The following is a 20,614-nucleotide window of genomic DNA, read 5'->3' as shown; positions in this document are numbered from 1 at the left end:
TCCTCCCTATTTTAAAACTTAAGTGCGTTAGCAATATCTTCTTCACTTTCTTCTTCATCGATTGTGTTTTGTGCTTTATTCGAAATCACAACAAATGGAAGATAAACGAGTACGGCCACACCAAGGTTAAATAATGCAAGTAATAGGGCAGCAATACTACCATTAGTATTGAAGAATGCAGCTAGCCCAGTAGGCATTGTCCATGGTGCAATATTCGTCACTGGCGGGATAATCCCTAGATAATAAGCCGCGACCATTATTCCCGCCAATAAAGGCTGAATAAGAATAAATGGAATAAACATTACTGGGTTCATAATAATGGGTAGACCAAAAATAATCGGCTCATTAATTTGGAAAATACCCGCTGGTAATGCTAATTTCGCAACCTGACGATGATCGGCACGGCGTGATGCAATAAAGATAGCAATAATTAATCCTAATGTAGCACCGGTTCCACCTAAGAACACATAGGAATCAAGCATCGGTTTTGCCCACATATGGAAAGACTTACCCGCAGCAATCGCAGCGTCAACTGAGCCATATTCAGCATACAAAGACACGTTTTCCAATGCCCATGGGGTCATTATGCCACTATCTAATGCGGTTAATGCGAGAGAACCGTGAATACCAAAGAACCATAGTAGAGACGTAAATACAACATATGCCCAACCAACAACATTCCCCATAGAAGCAAGTGGTGTTGATACTGTATCCATTATAATTTGATGGAAGTTACTACTAATACCGCTTAATGCCCACGACACAATTCCCATAATGGATAAGATAATAAAACCAGGAATAAGTGCAGAAAATGAACGAGATACAGATGGAGGTACGCTATCGGGTAATCTGATCACCCAATCACGGCGAACAATGAAAGTGAACATTTCAGCAACAACTAACCCTAGAATGATCCCTGAAATGATATTTGCCCCACCGAGCCAATTAGCACCAACAGCATAAGCACCATTGACGTCATAAGGTGTTACTGTCATGAAAGATGCAACGGCTAACAAACCCGCTGCTAGAGGATCCACCTTACGCTCTTCCGCAAGTGCCATTGCAATAAAAAAAGGCGCCATTAAGGACATGATCCCCAATGTCCCGTTATAAACATTTCCACCGATGGCTTTAAAGCCATTTAGTGTTTCTATCGTTGATGGTTCTAGTCTAACTCCCAAAGAATAGAAAAAAGATCCTGTATCAAAACTCAGAAAAACATTATTAATTAACACAAACATTGCCCCAACTAGTGTCAGAGGCATAATTCGAATAAAACCATTCTTTATTGCATTAACATGAGGTTGCTTTCCCAATCTAACTGCTAATGGAAGGAGAACCTTTTCAAGTGAAGTGATAAAAAGACTCATAAAATTACCCTCAATTTTTTTGAGTGTGCTCCATTCTTAACTAATTACGTTGTATTAATAGCGTTAATGTCGATGGAGTTATTATGTTGTAGAGGTAGTAAATAGCTTTTTGATACTAACTTGCCGATTGTTGTTTTATGATTGCAACAGCGGCTTTTAGTACACCAAGCCCATCCACTTTTCCGTATAAAAGTGAATCAATAACTTCAACTGGCTTATTAGGTAATAATTTCTGAATATCCGATAACATCCACGCGATTTGCGGGCCCAGCAATATTACATCCGCATCTACACCTTTCTCTGAAGCTAAGCTTTCAGGGAAGGCTTCAATATTGACAGGTACATCATATTTTTCTGCTTGCTGTCTCATTTTGTTAACTAGCAGTGAGGTAGACATACCTGCAGAACAAAATAGATAAATATTTTTCTTATTCATTCCTTATCCTTTAATTCGTTCTATTTTTTATTACCGCTGTGACTTATAAATTTTCTTATAGACTTATCATATAGCTCAATCCTATATACTAAAGAATATAATTATCTCTAGTTGAATTGAGTATACTGCCTTCCCTGCATTTTCGATAATTCAAACTGAGCAACAATTGTCTCCTATTGACCAGCAGCTATGACGACCTTCACATTTATATAAATATTTTGCGTCAATAAAAAAGTTATACTGATGTCAAATAATGATAAGAAATGAATTAAAGATAGAGAATACGAGGCGTTAGTCGATAATTTAGGAGTCCGAAAGAAAAAGACCCACTTCAACTGAAGTGGGTCTTTTAAGAAAGGAAAAAATACGAATTAGTTACAAGAAGCCGATTTGTCGAATTTAATTGTACCTGTTGGTACTAATGCTGAGTCGAACTGACCATCTTCCATTGAAGGACGAATGGTATAATAACCTTCAATTTCAGCGTAGACTGGCGTACCACCATCTACACCCGTTTCTCCATACGCTTTTTCTAATTCGATACCAGAAGCTGCATATTGACGACCACTAGCGCACTCTGTAAATACAGCTGCATCTGCCATATAGCGGTATTGCCCCACTTTTTTACTTGGCTTAACTTGGTCTAATGTATAATTCATCTGTGTTTCAATCGGGTTACCGTCTAAATCCAGTAAGGTCATTGATTGGCCATCTGCTGATTGGGCAAAATAAGTGCTCTCACCTTTAGGATTAGTTGCACGTAATTTATTATTTTCTATATTCCATTTACCAGTATCATGGAAAGCAGTATCGCCATCTTTCGTTCCTAAGTAGACAAGCTGTTCAACATAACTACCGTCTTGATTAACTAGCAATGTCGCCTCAATACCAGAGCAATCTGCACAAGGTAAAATGCCTGTATATACTTTATCGACTGGCGCTGCATCAATATTTTTTGTCGCACTCTGACAGCCAGCTAACGTAATGCTTCCAACCGCCATTAAGACTAACATTAGTGATTTTTTCATTATAATTCCCTTAAAACCATGTGTTTTAACTTATTAACCAATATAAACATCATAGCATTTCATCTAATAAAAATATGGCAAACATAAGAAAATTCGGACATTACTGATAAAATACGTTATGCATTGATTTAGTGAATAAGAATTGTCTTTTTCCCAGTGCTGTGATTATAGTTATTAAAGTTACTGTGCTATTATCGTACTAAGCACATTTTTGCTTGGTACAACATGTTCAAGGCGGCAATAACCGCCACTAACACAGTGGTGAGGGAATATGTCTACAGATACTGAATATCAACCTATCAATTGTGATGATTACGAATATCTAGAAATCGCATGCCAACGTCAGCTAAAACTGCAAATAGCACTCAATGACGGCGTGAATATTGAGGGGAAAGCCAATGATTTACTCCTACGAAAAAAAGTTGAGTACCTGATTGTTGAGACACATGAAGGAACCAAGGAGTTAAGATTGGATTGCATAATTTCCTTCAGTCATCCAGAAATCGGCACGATTGTTGTCGACCACTCTCACTAATACTCACTATTTTGAGTCCTTCTATGGCCCCTTATGGTAATCACAGTCATAAGGGGCTTCTCATTGATTCAATACCTTAAATGCACTCTCTTTTTGCCAATCGATAGCAATACCAAGAGACGCTTCATCAACCATTCCTTCAGGGGTAATAAAACACCCCACCGCAGTAATGAGCTGGTCGTTATAATAAATTAGAGGCACTCTTTCTCTCATCCATGGAGCCACTCCTAATTCTTGCCAGATCTTCTTACTGCTTCTGGAACGATGCCGTCCTACAATATTGAGAGTGCCTTGCAGCCCAAAACGAACCGTCACATTTTCATGTGAAAATGGTGGACGTATTTGCCCCTCGCCTTCCATAACGTGTAAAATTCCTAAGGATTCAGGTAACTCAAAAACCTCAGGATAAATCCATTCAAACTGTTGATTAGCTAAGCTATTAATGCGCTTAACAACCCACAATGCATCTTGATAACGGCGAATTTCGAATTGCCCTAAACGGCAAATAGGGTCCGCATCCTGTCGAGCTAACGCCACTTCTTGCCAAATACGTTCCAATTGGTTAAATGGTGGCATTGGTAGCTGATGCAGACCAACCCAGCGGCGAATAAGTGCATTGCGTTTTGCTGATGAACAGGCTTTCAGGCCATCAATAAATAGCCCTCCCCGATAATCCATCATTTCATCAAGGGTATCTTTTAATAACTCATCAAGTAATGTTTCTTGCTCTGCACATAACGCTGCGCTGCGGGCAACTGCACTAGAAAAATGCGGCCAACGCTCAGTCAAAACAGGCATGATATTCAGGCGTAAAAAATTTCTATCGTAACGATCATCTTGGTTACTATCGTCTTCAACCCACGATAATTGCTGCTCTTGCATATAAGCTTCTAGCGCTATGCGGGGTGTTGAGAGTAATGGTCTTAGCAGCGATGTTGAACCGCAACATGCTGAAAAGGTTAATTGTTCAGGCATTGAAGACAACCCTGCTGGCCCACTACCACGCTTTAACGCTAACATGAAAGTTTCTGCTTGATCATCAAGGTGTTGAGCCGTAACTAGCACCTCACCTTCTTGTAATTCTTCTCGGTAAGCCTGATAACGTGCATCTCGTGCTGCTGCCTCAATACCTTTTTGGCTTGAATCAACCACTACGTGTCGGCAAATGAAAGGAATGTCCCACTGTAAACATAATTGAGCACAATGCTGCTCCCATTCATTTGCTTTTCTATTCAATCCATGATGAATATGAATAGCGCGAACCTCTAATAAAGGAAGCTGTTGCTTTCGAATAAGATAAAGTGCATGTAATAAAACTGTTGAGTCAATGCCACCACTGAATCCTACTAGAATTTTTCCGATACCGCTTATTTTATTAAAAACTCTATCAACAATGACTTGCGAATGCTGCGCCATTTATTCGCCCTTCTCACAACTTCTGACTTTGGCTCTTTGCGCCAACACACAGAACACCAGAAATAATTACCAGTAATACCCCTATTGCATACGCAATTTCAAAAGCATCATTCAAGATTAACACTAACCAGAGCACCGATAATACGGGAGACAAAAATACCACAGAAGCTATTTTCGCCGAGTGCCCTGTATTCATCGCCTTGAACCATAAAATATAAGACACACCGTTGATTAAAATACCATTAATCAACGTTGGCCAAAAAGCGGCTTTTGAAGGTAATCGCATTTCACTAAACAGCATCAATAAGACAAAAGAAGTCAGCGTTGAAAAAATAAATAACCATACGGTACTAATATAAGGGTCAATCGAATATTGGCGGGAAAAAACTGACATTAAGGCAAAGCAAAATGCACCACTAAAAACCAGTAATAACGCCGTTGGGTTTTCAACATGTAATTGCGTAATTTGCCCTTTGGTAAAAGTAATAACCACCGCAATAAAACCGATTATGATACCAATTATTTGTCTTCCTGCTAATTTGTCTTTTAGCAATACTACTGATAACAAAATAATAACTAATGGCCAACTATATTGAATGACCAATACCGCGATACCATTCTCAATGGAATATCCGTAGTACAGCAACAAATAGAATAAACAGTCAAGAAAGCCAAGAACAAAGACTTTAACTAATATATCTCTTGGCAAAATAAACAGTTTTGTCAGTCGATAGCCTGAAGCAAGAGCAACAATAATCACAGATATCGCAGATATTACGTTCGACCAGAACAGAAATTGAAAGCTGTCCATGCCTTCTTGCCCGAAACGAGAGACAATAGGAATAAAGCTCCATATCAACACGCAAGTAAAAGCATACAGCAAATAATTATATTGTCGCACCCTAGTCCCTATCTATTGTTATTTTCAGCAGATGAATAATTTAAATCAAAACATTCTGTTATCATTAAAAATGACTAGCTTAAAAATAAAAAACGGGAGCTGGCAAAAGCAAACTCCCGTATTTATTAGTGATTAGCGGTTAGTGATTAACAATAACCATAGTCCATCAGGCGCTGATAGCGACGGTTTTTCAATGCTTCAGCATCTAATACTTCTAATTCATCTAAGTCCTCAGTTAGGCGTGCTTTTAGCTGTTCTGCAATTTCATCATAATTACGATGTGCACCGCCTAATGGTTCAGGAATAACATTATCAATTAATTTCAGTTCTTTAAGACGTGGTGCAGTAATTCCCATTGCTTCTGCTGCTAATGGTGCTTTATCCGCACTTTTCCATAGAATAGAAGCACAGCCTTCTGGTGAAATAACAGAATAAGTGCTGTATTGCAGCATATTGACTTTATCACCCACACCGATAGCAAGTGCACCACCAGAGCCACCTTCACCAATAACGGTACAAATGACTGGGACAGATAAACGTGACATTTCACGTAAATTACGTGCGATAGCCTCTGACTGACCACGCTCTTCAGCACCAACTCCGGGATAAGCACCAGGAGTATCAATAAAGGTGATAATAGGTAAGTTAAAACGCTCAGCCAGTTCCATCAGACGCAGTGCCTTACGGTAACCTTCTGGGGCTGGCATACCAAAATTACGACGGATTTTTTCTTTTGTCTCACGCCCTTTCTGATGCCCAATAATCATGACTGGACGACCATCCAAACGCGCCATTCCACCGACAATGGCTTTATCATCTGCATAAGCACGATCACCTGCTAATTCTTGGAAATCAGTAAAAATGCGAGAAATATAATCCAATGTATATGGACGACGTGGGTGACGAGCGAGTTTAGCTATTTGCCAAGCTCCTAGATCAGAGAAAATTTTACGTGTCAGTTCAACACTTTTTTCACGTAAACGAGCAACCTCTTCATCTAGGTTGACTTCTAAGTTGTTATCTTGACGGCTAACCGCTGTTAGAGAATCAATTTTCGCCTCTAATTCCGCGATTGGCTGTTCAAAATCAAGAAAATCCAGACTCATAATATTCCTATTTTAGTCAAATTCTAATTCTACCTGCTCACTACCCAGCAGAGTTCGAAGATCGTTCAAAAGGGGATCCACTGGCGTCACACGCCAAACAACACCAAATTTAAGCTTGGCTCTGGCATCATCCTTCTGGTAATACAGATGAACCGGGATGGTTCCTGAACGATGAGGTTCAAGAGTACTGCGAAGCCGGTTCAGCAATTGATCGTTAATTTGTTTATCTGACAGTGAAATTGCAAGTCCTCGTGCATACTTTTCCCTTGCTTCACTAATATCCATTAACTCACGCACTGTCATTTTATTACCACCATTGAAATCATCAAAGCTGACCTGACCGGTGGCTATCAGGATATTGTCTTTTTCCAACATATGTTGGTACTTATCGAGTGCATCTGAAAATAACATAATATCCAGACGACCGGAACGATCATCAAGCGTACAAATCCCGATTCTATTTCCACGCTTGGTTGTAATCACTTTAGCTGAAAGTACTAAACCTACCACAGTTGTTACTTGACCACGAGGGGTGGGGTTCACATCTTTTAATCTAAGCCCATTAGTATAGCGCTCTATTTCGCTCAAGTATCGCGTTATTGGATGCCCTGTTAAATATAAACCAAGCGTCTCTCGTTCACCATCCAATACTACTTGCTCTGGCCATTTAGGTACACTTGCATATGAACTTTCAACTTGTTCAGGTGCTTCAGCTAGTACACCAAACATATCGGCTTGGCCTATTGCCTCTGCTTTAGCATGTTGGTCAGCCGCTTTTAACGCATCTTCAAGGGAAGACATCAATGCCGCACGGTGAGGGCCTAATCGGTCAAATGCCCCTGCCATGATAAGCTTTTCCATCACACGACGGTTAATTTTTTTAATATCAACTCGCGCACAAAGGTCAAAAATCTCTTTAAAAATGCCGCCTTGTTGACGAGCTTCAACAATCGCTTCGATCGGGCCTTCGCCGACCCCTTTGATTGCACCGATACCGTAAACTATCTCACCTTCATCATTTACATGGAAGTGATAAAGCCCACTATTGATATCTGGCGGCAATACTTTTAAGCCCATTCGCCAACATTCATCAACTAAACCAACCACTTTTTCCGTGTTATCCATATCCGCGGTCATAACTGCAGCCATAAATTCAGCGGGATAGTGCGCTTTTAACCATAATGTTTGATAAGAAACTAAAGCATAGGCAGCTGAGTGCGATTTATTAAACCCATAACCGGCAAATTTCTCTACCAAGTCAAAGATTTTCATTGATAGCTCGCCGTCTACTCCGTTTTTAATTGCACCTTCTTCAAAAACAGAACGCTGCTTCGCCATTTCCTCAGGTTTCTTTTTACCCATCGCACGACGCAGCATATCCGCACCGCCAAGCGTATAGCCGGCTAAAACCTGAGCAATCTGCATAACCTGTTCTTGGTATAAAATAATGCCATACGTCGGCTCTAGAACAGGTTTTAATGATTCATGTTGCCATTGTACATCTGGGTACGATATTTCTTCACGACCATGTTTACGGTCAATAAAGTTATCTACCATGCCTGATTGCAGAGGCCCGGGACGGAACAATGCCACCAGTGCGATCATATCCTCGAAGCAGTCGGGGCGTAATCGCTTAATTAAGTCCTTCATTCCACGGGATTCTAATTGGAATACCGCTGTGGTTTCTGAACGTTGCAGCATATCAAAGCTTTTTTGATCATGTAGCGGAATAGCTGCAATATCAATTGGTTCTAAGTTTTTCTTAGCTCGACGCGCGTTGATCATCTCCAACGCCCAGTTAATGATCGTCAACGTCCGTAAACCAAGGAAGTCAAACTTCACTAACCCCGCATATTCAACATCGTTTTTATCGAATTGTGTGACAGGGTTATTACCTTCCGCATCACAATAAAGCGGCGCAAAGTCAGTAATTTTAGTTGGAGCGATAACCACCCCACCCGCATGTTTACCAGCATTTCGTGTGACACCTTCGAGCTTACGCGCCATATCGATAAGCGCTTTAACCTCTTCATCAGCTTCATAAATTTCAGGTAACTGAGGTTCTGCTTCGAACGCTTTTTCCAGTGTCATACCGGGATCTGGCGGTACTAATTTTGAAATTCTATCAACAAAACCATATGGGTGCCCAAGCACGCGCCCCACGTCCCGGATAACCGCTTTGGCTGCCATCGTACCGAAAGTAATAATCTGTGAAACAGCGTCACGCCCATACATTTGGGCTACGTGATCAATAACTTGGTCGCGTTTTTCCATACAGAAATCGACGTCAAAGTCAGGCATTGATACACGTTCAGGGTTCAAAAAACGCTCAAAAAGCAAGTCAAACTCAAGTGGATCAAGATCTGTAATTTTAAGGGCATAAGCGACTAAAGAGCCCGCACCGGAACCTCGCCCCGGCCCCACAGGTACGCCATTATCTTTTGACCATTGGATAAATTCCATCACGATCAAGAAGTAACCGGGGAACCCCATCTGATTAATCACGTTAAGTTCAATTTCCAGACGCTCATCGTATTCAGGGCGTTTTTCCGCTCGTACTTTTTCGTCTGGGAATAAAAATTCAAGGCGCTCTTCTAACCCTTCTTTTGACCGCATAACCAAAAAGTCTTCGGTTTTCATATCCCCTGTTGGGAATTGCGGTAAGAAGTATTCACCAAGGCGAATTGTGACGTTACAACGCTTAGCAATCTCTACGCTGTTTTCTAACGCTTCAGGGATGTCAGCAAATAGCTCACACATCTCTTCTTCTGAACGTAAATATTGCTGAGGGCTATAATTTTTAGGCCTTTTTGGATCAGCTAATGTAAAACCATCATGGATAGCAACACGTATTTCATGGGCGTCGAAATCACTACTTTCAATGAAGCACACATCATTCGTTGCAACAACAGGCAAGCCTTTTTTAGTTGCTAACTCGACAGCCGCATGAAGATAACTTTCTTCATCTGGCCGCCCAGTTCTGACTAACTCTAAGTAGTAGCTATCTGGAAAATGCATTTCATAGAATGCAAGGCACTCATCCACTAAGGCTTGATTCCCCCTTAATAGAAATTGCCCAACATCCCCTTTACGGCCACCAGAGAGTAAAATCAAACCGTCTTTGTGCTTAGCCAGCCATTCACGTTTAATCGTTGGCCCAACCGCGCCATAGCCTTTTTGGTACGCTTCAGAAATGAGTAGGGTAAGATTTTGGTAACCTTCATTATTCCGTGCTAAAACAGTTAAGTGAGATATTTCATCACCTAACAATTCACTTTCTACATAAAAATCAGCACCAATAATGGGTTTGATCCCTGCACCATGTGCTGCACCATAAAACCGGACTAGCCCACAAAGGTTAGTAAAATCGGTGATCGCAAACGCAGGCATGCCCATTGAAGCCACTTTTTTAACCAGTGGCCCCGTTTTGGCTAGCCCATCAATCATGGAATAGTCACTGTGAACACGTAAATGAATAAAACGAGGTGATGCCATCGACCTAATACCTACTTATTGCTGTCTAAAGCTCTTCTCACTGGAGCAAAGCTTTTACGATGGAATTCGGTTGCACCATACTGCGCCAATTTTTCTAAATGATACGCGGTTGGGTAGCCTTTATGCTTCGCAAAGCCATATTCAGGAAAGGTTTTGTCCAATTCGACCATTTCCCTATCCCTAATCACTTTAGCTAAAATGGATGCTGCACTAATTTCTTGTACTAGGCTGTCGCCTTTAATGACTGCTTGTGAAGGCATTGGCAATTTAGGACAGCGGTTGCCATCAATTAAAACATACTCAGGAACAATAGATAAACCCGCAACGGCACGCTGCATCGCTAACATAGTTGCATGTAATATATTTATGTTATCAATTTCTTCTGGCTCTGCGCGACCAATGCACCAACACAGCGCTTTTTGTTGGATTTCATCAAATAATTTCTCACGTTTTTTTTCGGTGAGTTTTTTTGAATCTGCCAGCCCTGTAATTGGGTTATTGGGATCAAGAATCACTGCCGCAGTCACTACAGCTCCAACTAGCGGGCCTCGACCCACTTCATCAACACCAGCGATTAAATTTGCTTTTGGATAGATAAATTCCATTAATTTTTGACCATATCTAATACCGCTTCAGCAGCTTGTTTATCTGCATCACAACGAATGAGCTGATGTAATTGTAAAAAAGTTTGTTTCAGGTTTTCAACCTGTTCGCCACCATCTAGGAGAGGAAGCAACTGCTGTGCGAGTTTATCAGGCTGGCATTCCTCTTGTAGTAATTCTTTCACAATTTCTTTTTCTGCTAACAAATTAGGCAAAGAAACATACGGCGTTTTCACTAACCGTTTTGCTAACCAAAAAGTGAAAGGTTTCATACGATACCCCACTACCATTGGGCATTTTGTTAGCATACACTCAAGTGCTGCCGTTCCTGATGCTAACAAAGTCGCATCTGCTGCAATCATTGCATCACGAGCTTGACCATCTAAAATATGGACTTGCAATTCAGGTGCGGTATTTTCTTTGATCTCATCAAATTGCTGGCGGCGTTTTTCATTCACCAACGGCACCACAATATGTAAATCAGGGATATTGCATTGTAATATTTTCGCTGTATTGAGAAAATCTGCGCTTAGCATTTCGACTTCTGAATGACGACTTCCTGGCAGTAAAGCCAAACATTTAACATGCTCAGGTATATTCAGCCGATGTCGAGCGGCATGTTTATCCGGGTGTAATGGAATGGCATCCGCCATTGTATGACCGATAAAACGGCAAGGAACATTAAAACGGTCGTAAAATGCTTTTTCAAAAGGTAAAAAAGCTAATACTAAATTTGTTGAACGACCAATTTTAAATACCCGCTTCTGGCGCCATGCCCAAACTGATGGGCTAACGTAATGAATGGTTTTGATACCTTTCGATTTTAAGCGCCCCTCTAGGATAATATTAAAATCAGGGGCATCAATCCCAACAAAAACATCTGGCTGTAGTTCAGTAAAACGCTGGGTTAAATCCTTACGAATGGATAATAGCCGAGGTAAACGACCAAGAACTTCAACAATGCCCATGACAGCAAGCTCTTCCATTTCATACCAAGCTTCACAACCTTCCGCTTGCATTAATGGACCAGCAACACCAACAAAGCGAGCATCTGGTATTTGCTCTTTAAGTGCACGGATAAGCCCAGCACCGAGAATATCACCAGATGTTTCTCCGGCAACAAGGCCAATAGTAAGTGGGCGGCTATTATTCACCGAAATTCGCTCCTTATTAAAGGCCCCGATTCATTAATACTAGATTAACGAATAATACCACGTTTAGACTGCGCTGAATCCTCTAAGAAATCACTAAACACTTTAACCTGTTCATTGGCTTTTGCCGCTTCCGCGATTTCTTCACGCGCTTCTTCTAATGATTTACCTGAACGATATAACACCTTGTATGCATTACGAATAGCATGTAGTGATTCTTTTTCAAAACCACGGCGTTTTAAACCTTCAAGATTTAAACCAAATGGTGTTGCGTGGTTACCCTGCGCAATAACATAAGGTGGCACATCTTGTGCAACACCAGAGCAACCACCGACCATAACATGAGCACCAATTTTACAAAATTGATGAACTGCGGTCATACCACCAATGATGGCATAATCACCAAGTGTTACATGCCCACCTAAAGTGCCGTTATTTGCAATAATACAACGGTTTCCAATGATACAATCATGGGCAATATGCACATTCACCATTAGTAAATTATCGTTGCCCACTTTTGTCAGGCCAACATCTTGAACAGTACCACGGTGAATGGTTACACTTTCACGAATACGGTTTCTATCCCCGATTTCAACTCGTGTTGGTTCACCTTGATATTTAAGATCTTGGTTAATCTCACCAATGGAAGCGAACTGGAAAATCACATTGTCACGGCCTATTTTTGTATGGCCATTAACGACAACGTGAGATTTCAACTCAGTACCTTCGCCAATTTCGACATTCGCGCCAATATAACAAAAAGGGCCAATACGAACATTGGCACCGATGATAGCTCCGTCTTCTACGATAGAGGACGGATGAATATAGGCTGTATTATCAATCATATCAGACCTCACGGCGACGGGCGCACATCATTTCTGCTTCGCAGGCCACTTCTCCATCAACTTTAGCAACACCTTTAAAACGTGCAACTCCGCGACGTTCTTTAATAAATTCTACTTCTAGGACCATTTGGTCTCCTGGTAGAACAGGACGTTTAAAACGCGCATTGTCTATCGCAGCAAAATAGTACAACTCACCAGGCTCTAATTTTCCAACGCTTTTAAACGCAAGGATCCCAGTCGCTTGTGCCATGGCTTCTAAAATTAATACGCCAGGAAAAATGGGTTTGCTTGGAAAGTGCCCTTGGAAAAATGGCTCGTTAAATGACACATTTTTCACTGCACGCAATGATTTGCCTTTTTCAAAATCTAATACACGGTCAACCAAAAGGAATGGGTAACGGTGTGGAAGCAGTTCTAAGATTTCTTCTATATTCAGAGTATGATTATCACTCATCGAAATACTCTTCCTGTCTATTAATACGGTTTAATTAATGAATCGGCCTGCTTTAACCCATAAATTAGGTTAACTGGCAGGCCGGAAAACGTAACTCAGATAACTATTTTAGCCTGAATTACAAAATGATTACTGATTTTTTTGATTTTGGCTATCTAATTCACGCTCAACGTGTTTCAGTCGCTTATTCATCTCATTGATACTTAAGACTAAAGCAGCTGTTTTACGCCAAGCTTTATTAGGTTGTAAAGGAATCCCTGAAGAATATACTCCTGGTTCAGTGATAGGCCTCATGACCATACCCATTCCTGTTACTGTGACCTTATCGCAAATTTCCATATGGCCATTGATGACGCTAGCACCACCAATCATGCAGTAACGGCCGATTTTTAAACTACCAGCCATGATAACCCCGCCAGCAACTGCGGTATTATCACCAATTATGACATTGTGTGCAATTTGGCATTGGTTATCGATAATAACCCCATTCCCAATCACAGTGTTATCTAACGCACCGCGATCAATCGTTGTGCTTGCTCCGATCTCAACACGATCGCCGATGATCACTGTACCTAACTGAGGAATTTTGATCCAATTACCACGATCATTCGCATAACCGAAGCCATCTGAACCAATCACGGTGCCAGATTGAATTAAACAATGTGCACCAATTTCGATATTGTGGTAGACACTGACATTTGCCCATAAACGGGTCCCTGTGCCTATGCGTGTGTTTTTACCCACAAAACAACCTGCGCCAATCACCACATTATCGCCAAGTTCAACACCACTTTCGATAACAGCATTTGCGCCAATTGCGACATTCTTACCGAGTTTTGCATCATCAGCAATTACCGCTGATGCGTGGATATCTTCAGCCGGACTTGGCGTTGTATCCATAATTTGAGCCATGCGTGCATAAGCAAGGTATGGGTTATCCACTACCAGTGCAGCCACTTTGCATGCTTCGAGATCTTTTGCTGTGAGAACCACCGCTGCAGCTTGGCATTCGGCCAATTTGTCACTATAACGGCTGTCAGATAGAAAAGTAATCTGTTGATTATTCGCTGAATGCATTGGAGCAATACCGGTGATGGTAATATCACCATCACCGTGTAATTGCGCATTCAACTGCTGAGCAAGGTCAGCCAATCGAATTGAAGACATCTATTATTTAACCTGTTTTTGGACCTGACTTGTAATGTCAACGCTATCTTTTGCGTAAGCAACTGCATTTGCATCGATAACGACATCATAGCCTTCTTTAGCGGCAACAGACTTAATAGAGTCCTGAATACGAGTTAAAATTTTAGTACGCTCTTCACCTTGACGACGACGGTTGTCTTCTTCAAATTTTTGCGCTTTTTCAGCGAATTGATCACGTTTAGTCATGAGTTCAGATTCAAGCTTTTCGCGCTCACTTTGCTTCATCGTTGCACCATCACGGCGCAATTTTTCAACACGAGTTTGCAAATCTTTTTCTAGATTTTGTAACTCAGTCGCACGGCTTTTGAATTCACTTTCAAGCTGTTTAGCAACGGCTTCACGCGCAGGCATATTTTGGAAAATTTCACCAACATTGACGATAGCGATTTTCTCAGCATAAGCACCCGCAGACATTGCTAAAGCAATACTCACACCCGCTGCACACAACAATTTTTTCACACTAAACTCCTTAACCCATACGTATGGCTGGAAATTTTGGTTGCTCCCATAAAATTATGGGAGCCATCATGAGTAGAAACTGGAATAGATTACCACGTTCTACCAATATTAAATTGGAACTGTTCTGATTTATCCCCTTCGTAGTCCTTAATCGGCTGCGCATAAGAGAAGACCAGTGGTCCAAGTGGAGACATCCATTGTAAAGCAACACCCGCAGAAGCACGGACGTTAGTTGCCTTACCATAGTCAGGCATACCCTTACGCCAATCAGAATTGATACTGTTCCAATTAGTGTCCCATACTGTACCCGCATCAACGAACAGAGACGTACGAACTGAGTTCGAATACTTCTCGTCAATAAATGGAGTCGGAGTGATTAACTCAAATGATGCCGCGTACATCGCATTACCACCGACTGCATCACTTGATGGGCTTCCTGGCTCAGGGCCATCCACACCATTAATTTTCTTCAAGTAAACCGCTTTTGGACCGATATTATTCGAACGGAAACCACGAATGGTGCTTGAACCACCCGCATAGAAGTTTTCGTAGAATGGCATTTGCTTACTGCCAATACCATCACCATAACCTGCTTGTGCACGTCCAAGAACTACCCAAGTTTGGTCTTCATCCAGTGGGTAATACTGTGCAGTATCAAAGCGCAGTTTATAGTATTCGTTATCAGAGCCAGGTATTGTTACTTTACCCGATACGTTCGTTTTATTACCCGATGTTGGGAAGAAACCACGGTTTAACGAGTTATAAGTCCAACCTAAGTTAAGCGTAAAGTCATCCGCATCAAAACTTTCTTTATTACGCCCATTTTCTGTAACTGGTGGATTTTTACCCATAGAGTCAAGGTAATCCCACATGGCAGCTTGAGCACGCATGTCTGAAAGTCGGTTATGAACATAACCCGCACCGACGCGGAAAGAGTTATTTTCATTGAACGGGAAGCTTAAGAAACTGTCTAGACCATACGTTTTATTGTTATAGCCTGATAGATCCGCATCTTTCGCACTAAAGTCGTTATAGAAAATACGACCGCCTAAGCTCACACCATTCACGGTGAAATACGGGTCAGTAAATGAGAATTCAACGTTAGTTGAGTAGTCATTTTTACTTGCGTTAATACCAACCGCATTACCTGTACCTAACCAGTTATCTTGTGTAACCCCAACTTGGAAGCTCACACCACTTTCAGTACCAAAACCAATACCGAAGTTCATTGAACCTGTATTACGCTCTTTAACCTTGTAGATAACATCTACTTGGTCAGGGCTACCTGGCACACGTTGAGTCTCAACATCAACAGTTTCGAAATAACCGGTACGATTCAGACGTTCTTTACCTAATTCAACAAGGTCATTTCCAAGCCATGCCCCTTCCATTTGGCGCATTTCACGGCGCAAAACGGTGTCTTTACTGGTGTCATTCCCTTGGAAACGAATTTCACGCACATAGAAACGGTTACCTGCATCAATATTTAAATGCAATTTAACTGTTTTATCTGCATCGTTGATTTCAGGCTGTGTCATTACTCGAGGATATGCATAACCATAGCGGCCAAACATATCTTTGATTTTGTTTTCCATGCTTGTCACTTGAGCACCGTTATATAACTCTCCCGGTGTGATAGTGATAAGTTCTTGGATTTCAGTTAAGTGTTCAGCAGCATTACCATTAACTTCGACACCCGATATTTTGTATTGGTCGCCTTCAGTGATATTAATCGTAATATAAATGCCTTTTTTGTCTGGAGTCAGACTGACTTGCGTGGAGTCAATGTTAAAACGTGCATAACCGCGATCTAGATAAAAACTGCGCAGAGTTTCTAAGTCACCTGCCAGTTTTTGCTTCTGATATTTTTGGTCAGCAGCAAGGTTCCACCAAGGCACATCATCACGCAATTGCAGCTTATTAACTAATTCTGCTGTAGTGTAATTTTTATTACCTACAATATTAATTTGCTGAATTTGAGCTGAAACACCTTCAGAGAAAACAAATTTTAAATCCACACGGTTACGTGGTAAAGGTGTTACAACAGCTTTTACTGTTGCATTATATTTACCAACGCTATAGTAAAAGTCTTCTAAACCTTTTTCGATATTCGCAATTGTCGTGCGGTCAAGTGCCTCACCAACGCGGATATTTGAAGCTTCCAAGTTCTGCTTGAGCATATCATCTTTAACAGACTTATTGCCTGTAAAAGTGATACTGGCAATCGTTGGCCGCTCTTTAACTTGAACGATCAGCGTGTTTCCATCACGCAGGACCCTAACATCTTCGAAGTTACCGGTTGAAAATAGGGAACGGATCGAACGGCTGATATCATCGTTATCAACTGAATCGCCAACCCTAACTGGCATGTTCAATAATGCTGCACCAACGGCGACGCGTTGTAGACCTTCGAAACGAATGTCTTTAACTACGAATCCGTCTGAACCGTATGCAGTGGCGCTGCCGAAAAGCAGCGACGCTATGAGCAACTTTTTCATCGCCATCGTTGTTATGCGTATTCCTTACTGGTCCCCAGCTTATAAAAATTAGAAGCGAGAGAAATCATTAAAAAGTGCAAGTCCCATTAACAGAATCAATGCCATTGCACCTATCCGAAAACTAAAGTCTTGTACTCGCTCAGACACTGGACTTCCTTTAATTTTTTCAATTAATAAGAAGAGCAAGTGCCCCCCATCTAAAACAGGCAATGGAAACAGATTGATGATACCTAAATTGACGCTAATAAGCGCAATAAACATCAAATAATATACCAAGCCTGACTCGGCGGATACCCCCGCACCTTTAGCGATAGATATCGGACCGCTCAAGTTATTGAGTTTGACATCCCCAACAACCAGTTTACCCATCATATTGACCGTCAACTTCATTAACTGCCACGTCTTATCACTGGCTTGGTAAAACGCAGAGAATGGCCCATATTGCTGCACCATTTTATATTCATCTGCTAACGGTAACACTGAAAGTTCTACGCCTGCAAACCCAATTTTCTCTCCGCGTTGTCCATCTTGGCTATCAGGAGTCAACGTGAGTGAAACTAATTGTTGCGACCGTTGTACTTCTAGTTTTAACGGTACACCTGGGTTATTACGAATAATTCGTGTTACTGGGTTCCAAAGGCCTAATACCTCCCCGTTAACACTGACTATTCTGTCACCTTTCTGTAAACCTGCTCGTTCGCCAGCTAACCCCTCAGTGACTTTTTGAATGACAGGGTCAATTTTTGCAGAAACAGGCATTATCCCTACCGACAAAATTGGATCTTGTTTCTCAGGATCAAACTGCCAAGTCGTTAAATCAACCGTTTTTGTCATCGGTTCATTATAACCACTCGGTAATACTTGTGCAGTCAGTTCGCGGTCACCTATTTTACCGACCAATGCTAAACGAACTGAATTCCAATCAGGAGTTTCGATGCCATCAATAGATTTTAGTTCCATTTTTGGTTCAAAATTTGCAATTGCCGCAATAGAACCTGGTTTTACATCTTCAATGACAGGTTTCACAGAAGGAACGCCAATCATAAAGACAATCCAATAGACAACAATTGCCAATAAAAAGTTCGCAATAGGCCCCGCACTAATAATGGCAGCTCGTTGACCTACTGTTTTATTATTAAACGCTTGATGACGACGCTCAGGAGCAACCTCTCCAACACGTTCATCAAGCATTTTGACATAGCCCCCTAACGGGATCATGGCTAACACGAACTCAGTGCCATGTTTATCGACTTTACGCCATAACGTCTTCCCGAAACCAATAGAAAAACGTTCTACATAAACACCACAACGGCGAGCGACCCAATAATGACCATATTCATGTACTGTAATCAGCACACCAATCGCAATAATAAACGCAGCTAAACTCCAAATAAATCCCATGTATCTTCCTAAAGACCAAAACCGTTAAAAATTAACAAATTTAGCCCAGCAAAAACAGGGATTGCTGCCGTCAGGCTATCAATACGATCTAAAATACCGCCATGCCCTGGAATTAAGTGGCTACTATCTTTAATACCTGATTGACGCTTAAACATACTTTCGGTCAAATCACCAAATACTGATACTACAACAACAATAATTGAAGTCACTAGTAAATAATCAGGCATCACAGGGATTGGTGCAAAGGCGCTAAATAACCATGAGATAATCCCAGCAGTAATCAGTCCACCGACTAAGCCTTCCCATGTTTTACCGGGAGATACCTTAGGTGCCATTTTGTTGCGTCCGATAGTACGACCAAATGCATAGGCACCTGAGTCAGCCCCCCAAACCAGCAACATAACATACAGTAACCACCAAGCACCGAAGAATGTATCACTTTGATAACCCACGGTTCTTAAAACCATCATTCCACAATAAAACGGGATAATCGTTAACACGCCAAATAACAACCGGATAATGGCTGATTTACCCCAAGAAGCCGATGCAGGGTAGGTAACTACTAAAATAATCGCTATTACCCACCAAATAAGACCTGCCCACAGGCCATACAAAACCATAGGCTCAGAGGAGAACAGGTTTATATCGGAAATAGAAAATTGCATTGCAAGTAATATTGCTGCAAAAACAACCGCCAACCCGACACGTTTAGCTTGTGAATGCCAGCCGACAAATTGTGCCCATTCCCAAGCGCCTAAAGCACAAACCGCAATTACGACAAGCCCAAAATTTGCTGGGGAAAGTAAAAACAGAGCTGCTATAACAATCGGTATTAAGACTATCGCAGTAAGTAAACGATATTTCAGCACATCTATCCCCTATTCCTTGCCCAGTTCATCATCTGATTCAGCTCCACCATAACGGCGCTCACGCTTACTAAAAGCATCAACTGCACTCTGAAACACCATTTCATCAAAATCTGGCCACAAAACGTTGGTGAAATAAAATTCCGCATAAGCGACTTGCCATAATAGGAAGTTGCTAATGCGATGCTCCCCACCGGTTCTAATGACTAAATCGACATTTTCTTGATCATGCATACAAATATGGTCATTAATATTTTCTTCATTGATGTCATCAATGGAAAGCTCACCACTTTGTACCTTTGCAAATACTTGTTTTACACTGTTACTGATGTCCCAGCGACCACCATAGTTCGCGGCTATATTCAGTTTTAGCCCAGTGTTGTTTTGCGTTAATGCTTCTGCCTTATCAATTCTTTTTCTGAGGCGTTCACTAAAACGACTAATATCACCAATGACTTTTAGTTTTACATTGTTTTTATGCAGGTTCTTAACTTCATTATCAAGAGCAAAAACAAATAGTTCCATTAGAGAACTTACTTCTTTCTCTGGTCGTCTCCAGTTTTCACTACTAAATGCATACAATGTGAGCGAACTAATTTTATTTTTCACCGCAAAACGCACCGAATTACGGACAGATTCAACACCTGCCTTATGACCTGTAATTCTGAGTTTCCCTCTTTGCTTTGCCCATCGACCATTACCATCCATAATGATAGCAACATGCTTAGGCATCATTGAATCAGAGAGATTTTCACCACTAGAGTTCATTAAATATTAATCCTTGTGAGTACCACTTTGAGTATACAGACCAATAATAACTACTATTATTGAATTTGCTGATAAGA

At 41.2% G+C, this 20,614-nt stretch carries 18 protein-coding genes; 1 reads left to right on the top strand and 17 read right to left on the bottom strand.

All coding sequences use genetic code 11. The features are described 5' to 3' along the window. Positions 1-11: 11 nt before the first annotated feature. The 3 genes from chbC to nlpE form a co-directional block, all read right to left on the bottom strand. Complete coding sequence (gene chbC / locus PSF09_RS13545; protein WP_272684006.1) at positions 12-1,370, bottom strand: PTS N,N'-diacetylchitobiose transporter subunit IIC; 1,359 nt, start codon at positions 1,368-1,370, stop codon at positions 12-14. A 115-nt stretch (positions 1,371-1,485) separates the two neighbouring features. Beyond that, complete coding sequence (locus tag PSF09_RS13540; protein WP_115167775.1) at positions 1,486-1,806, bottom strand: PTS sugar transporter subunit IIB; 321 nt, start codon at positions 1,804-1,806, stop codon at positions 1,486-1,488. Between the two features lie 371 nt (positions 1,807-2,177). Continuing rightward, positions 2,178-2,834: an envelope stress response activation lipoprotein NlpE gene (nlpE, locus tag PSF09_RS13535; protein ID WP_210836198.1), complete on the bottom strand. Its 657-nt coding sequence runs from the start codon at positions 2,832-2,834 to the stop codon at positions 2,178-2,180. Between the two features lie 271 nt (positions 2,835-3,105). Here nlpE and rof point away from each other — a divergent pair, with 271 nt between their 5' ends. Then, positions 3,106-3,369: a Rho-binding antiterminator gene (gene rof / locus PSF09_RS13530; RefSeq protein ID WP_272664243.1), complete on the top strand. Its 264-nt coding sequence runs from the start codon at positions 3,106-3,108 to the stop codon at positions 3,367-3,369. 60 nt (positions 3,370-3,429) lie between these two features. On the opposite strand, the gene tilS is transcribed toward rof, so the two are convergent. The 14 genes from tilS to uppS form a co-directional block, all read right to left on the bottom strand. Next, positions 3,430-4,785: a tRNA lysidine(34) synthetase TilS gene (gene tilS / locus PSF09_RS13525; RefSeq protein ID WP_272684005.1), complete on the bottom strand. Its 1,356-nt coding sequence runs from the start codon at positions 4,783-4,785 to the stop codon at positions 3,430-3,432. A 13-nt stretch (positions 4,786-4,798) separates the two neighbouring features. After that, positions 4,799-5,686, bottom strand: coding sequence for a DMT family transporter (locus tag PSF09_RS13520; RefSeq protein WP_272664245.1), 888 nt, complete (start codon positions 5,684-5,686; stop codon positions 4,799-4,801). Between the two features lie 146 nt (positions 5,687-5,832). Then, complete coding sequence (gene accA, locus PSF09_RS13515) at positions 5,833-6,792, bottom strand: acetyl-CoA carboxylase carboxyl transferase subunit alpha (protein ID WP_166264467.1); 960 nt, start codon at positions 6,790-6,792, stop codon at positions 5,833-5,835. 12 nt (positions 6,793-6,804) lie between these two features. After that, positions 6,805-10,287: a DNA polymerase III subunit alpha gene (gene dnaE, locus PSF09_RS13510; RefSeq protein WP_210836194.1), complete on the bottom strand. Its 3,483-nt coding sequence runs from the start codon at positions 10,285-10,287 to the stop codon at positions 6,805-6,807. Positions 10,288-10,298: 11 nt separating this feature from the next. After that, on the bottom strand, positions 10,299-10,892 hold the full coding sequence (gene rnhB / locus PSF09_RS13505) for a ribonuclease HII (protein ID WP_109911807.1): 594 nt from the start codon (positions 10,890-10,892) through the stop codon (positions 10,299-10,301). Further along, entirely contained in the window at positions 10,892-12,043 is a 1,152-nt protein-coding gene (gene lpxB / locus PSF09_RS13500; RefSeq protein ID WP_272684004.1) for a lipid-A-disaccharide synthase, read from the bottom strand. Before lpxB ends, rnhB begins: the two co-directional genes overlap by 1 nt. Positions 12,044-12,087: 44 nt before the next feature. Then, the gene (lpxA, locus tag PSF09_RS13495; protein ID WP_210836192.1) at positions 12,088-12,885 is read right to left on the bottom strand and encodes an acyl-ACP--UDP-N-acetylglucosamine O-acyltransferase; all 798 of its coding nucleotides are present in this window, start codon (positions 12,883-12,885) and stop codon (positions 12,088-12,090) included. 1 nt (position 12,886) lies between these two features. Continuing rightward, on the bottom strand, positions 12,887-13,339 hold the full coding sequence (gene fabZ / locus PSF09_RS13490; RefSeq protein WP_004257450.1) for a 3-hydroxyacyl-ACP dehydratase FabZ: 453 nt from the start codon (positions 13,337-13,339) through the stop codon (positions 12,887-12,889). 129 nt (positions 13,340-13,468) lie between these two features. Then, on the bottom strand, positions 13,469-14,506 hold the full coding sequence (gene lpxD / locus PSF09_RS13485) for a UDP-3-O-(3-hydroxymyristoyl)glucosamine N-acyltransferase (protein WP_272664247.1): 1,038 nt from the start codon (positions 14,504-14,506) through the stop codon (positions 13,469-13,471). Positions 14,507-14,509: 3 nt separating this feature from the next. Continuing rightward, a complete protein-coding gene (gene skp, locus PSF09_RS13480; protein WP_115167781.1) occupies positions 14,510-15,004 on the bottom strand; it encodes a molecular chaperone Skp in 495 nt (164 codons plus the stop codon). An 89-nt stretch (positions 15,005-15,093) separates the two neighbouring features. Then, on the bottom strand, positions 15,094-17,508 hold the full coding sequence (gene bamA / locus PSF09_RS13475) for an outer membrane protein assembly factor BamA (RefSeq protein ID WP_210836188.1): 2,415 nt from the start codon (positions 17,506-17,508) through the stop codon (positions 15,094-15,096). A gap of 42 nt (positions 17,509-17,550) precedes the next feature. Beyond that, positions 17,551-18,903, bottom strand: a complete 1,353-nt coding sequence (gene rseP, locus PSF09_RS13470) for a sigma E protease regulator RseP (protein ID WP_210836186.1) — start codon at positions 18,901-18,903, stop codon at positions 17,551-17,553. An 8-nt stretch (positions 18,904-18,911) separates the two neighbouring features. Continuing rightward, on the bottom strand, positions 18,912-19,772 hold the full coding sequence (cdsA, locus tag PSF09_RS13465; RefSeq protein ID WP_210836184.1) for a phosphatidate cytidylyltransferase: 861 nt from the start codon (positions 19,770-19,772) through the stop codon (positions 18,912-18,914). Positions 19,773-19,781: 9 nt separating this feature from the next. Further along, positions 19,782-20,537: a polyprenyl diphosphate synthase gene (gene uppS, locus PSF09_RS13460; protein WP_109911801.1), complete on the bottom strand. Its 756-nt coding sequence runs from the start codon at positions 20,535-20,537 to the stop codon at positions 19,782-19,784. Between the last annotated feature and the right edge of the window lie 77 nt (positions 20,538-20,614).

Source organism: Providencia sp. PROV141 (assembly GCF_028481645.1).
Classification (GTDB): Bacteria; Pseudomonadota; Gammaproteobacteria; order Enterobacterales; family Enterobacteriaceae; genus Providencia; species Providencia rettgeri.
This window is presented reverse-complemented; position numbering and strand designations above follow the sequence as displayed.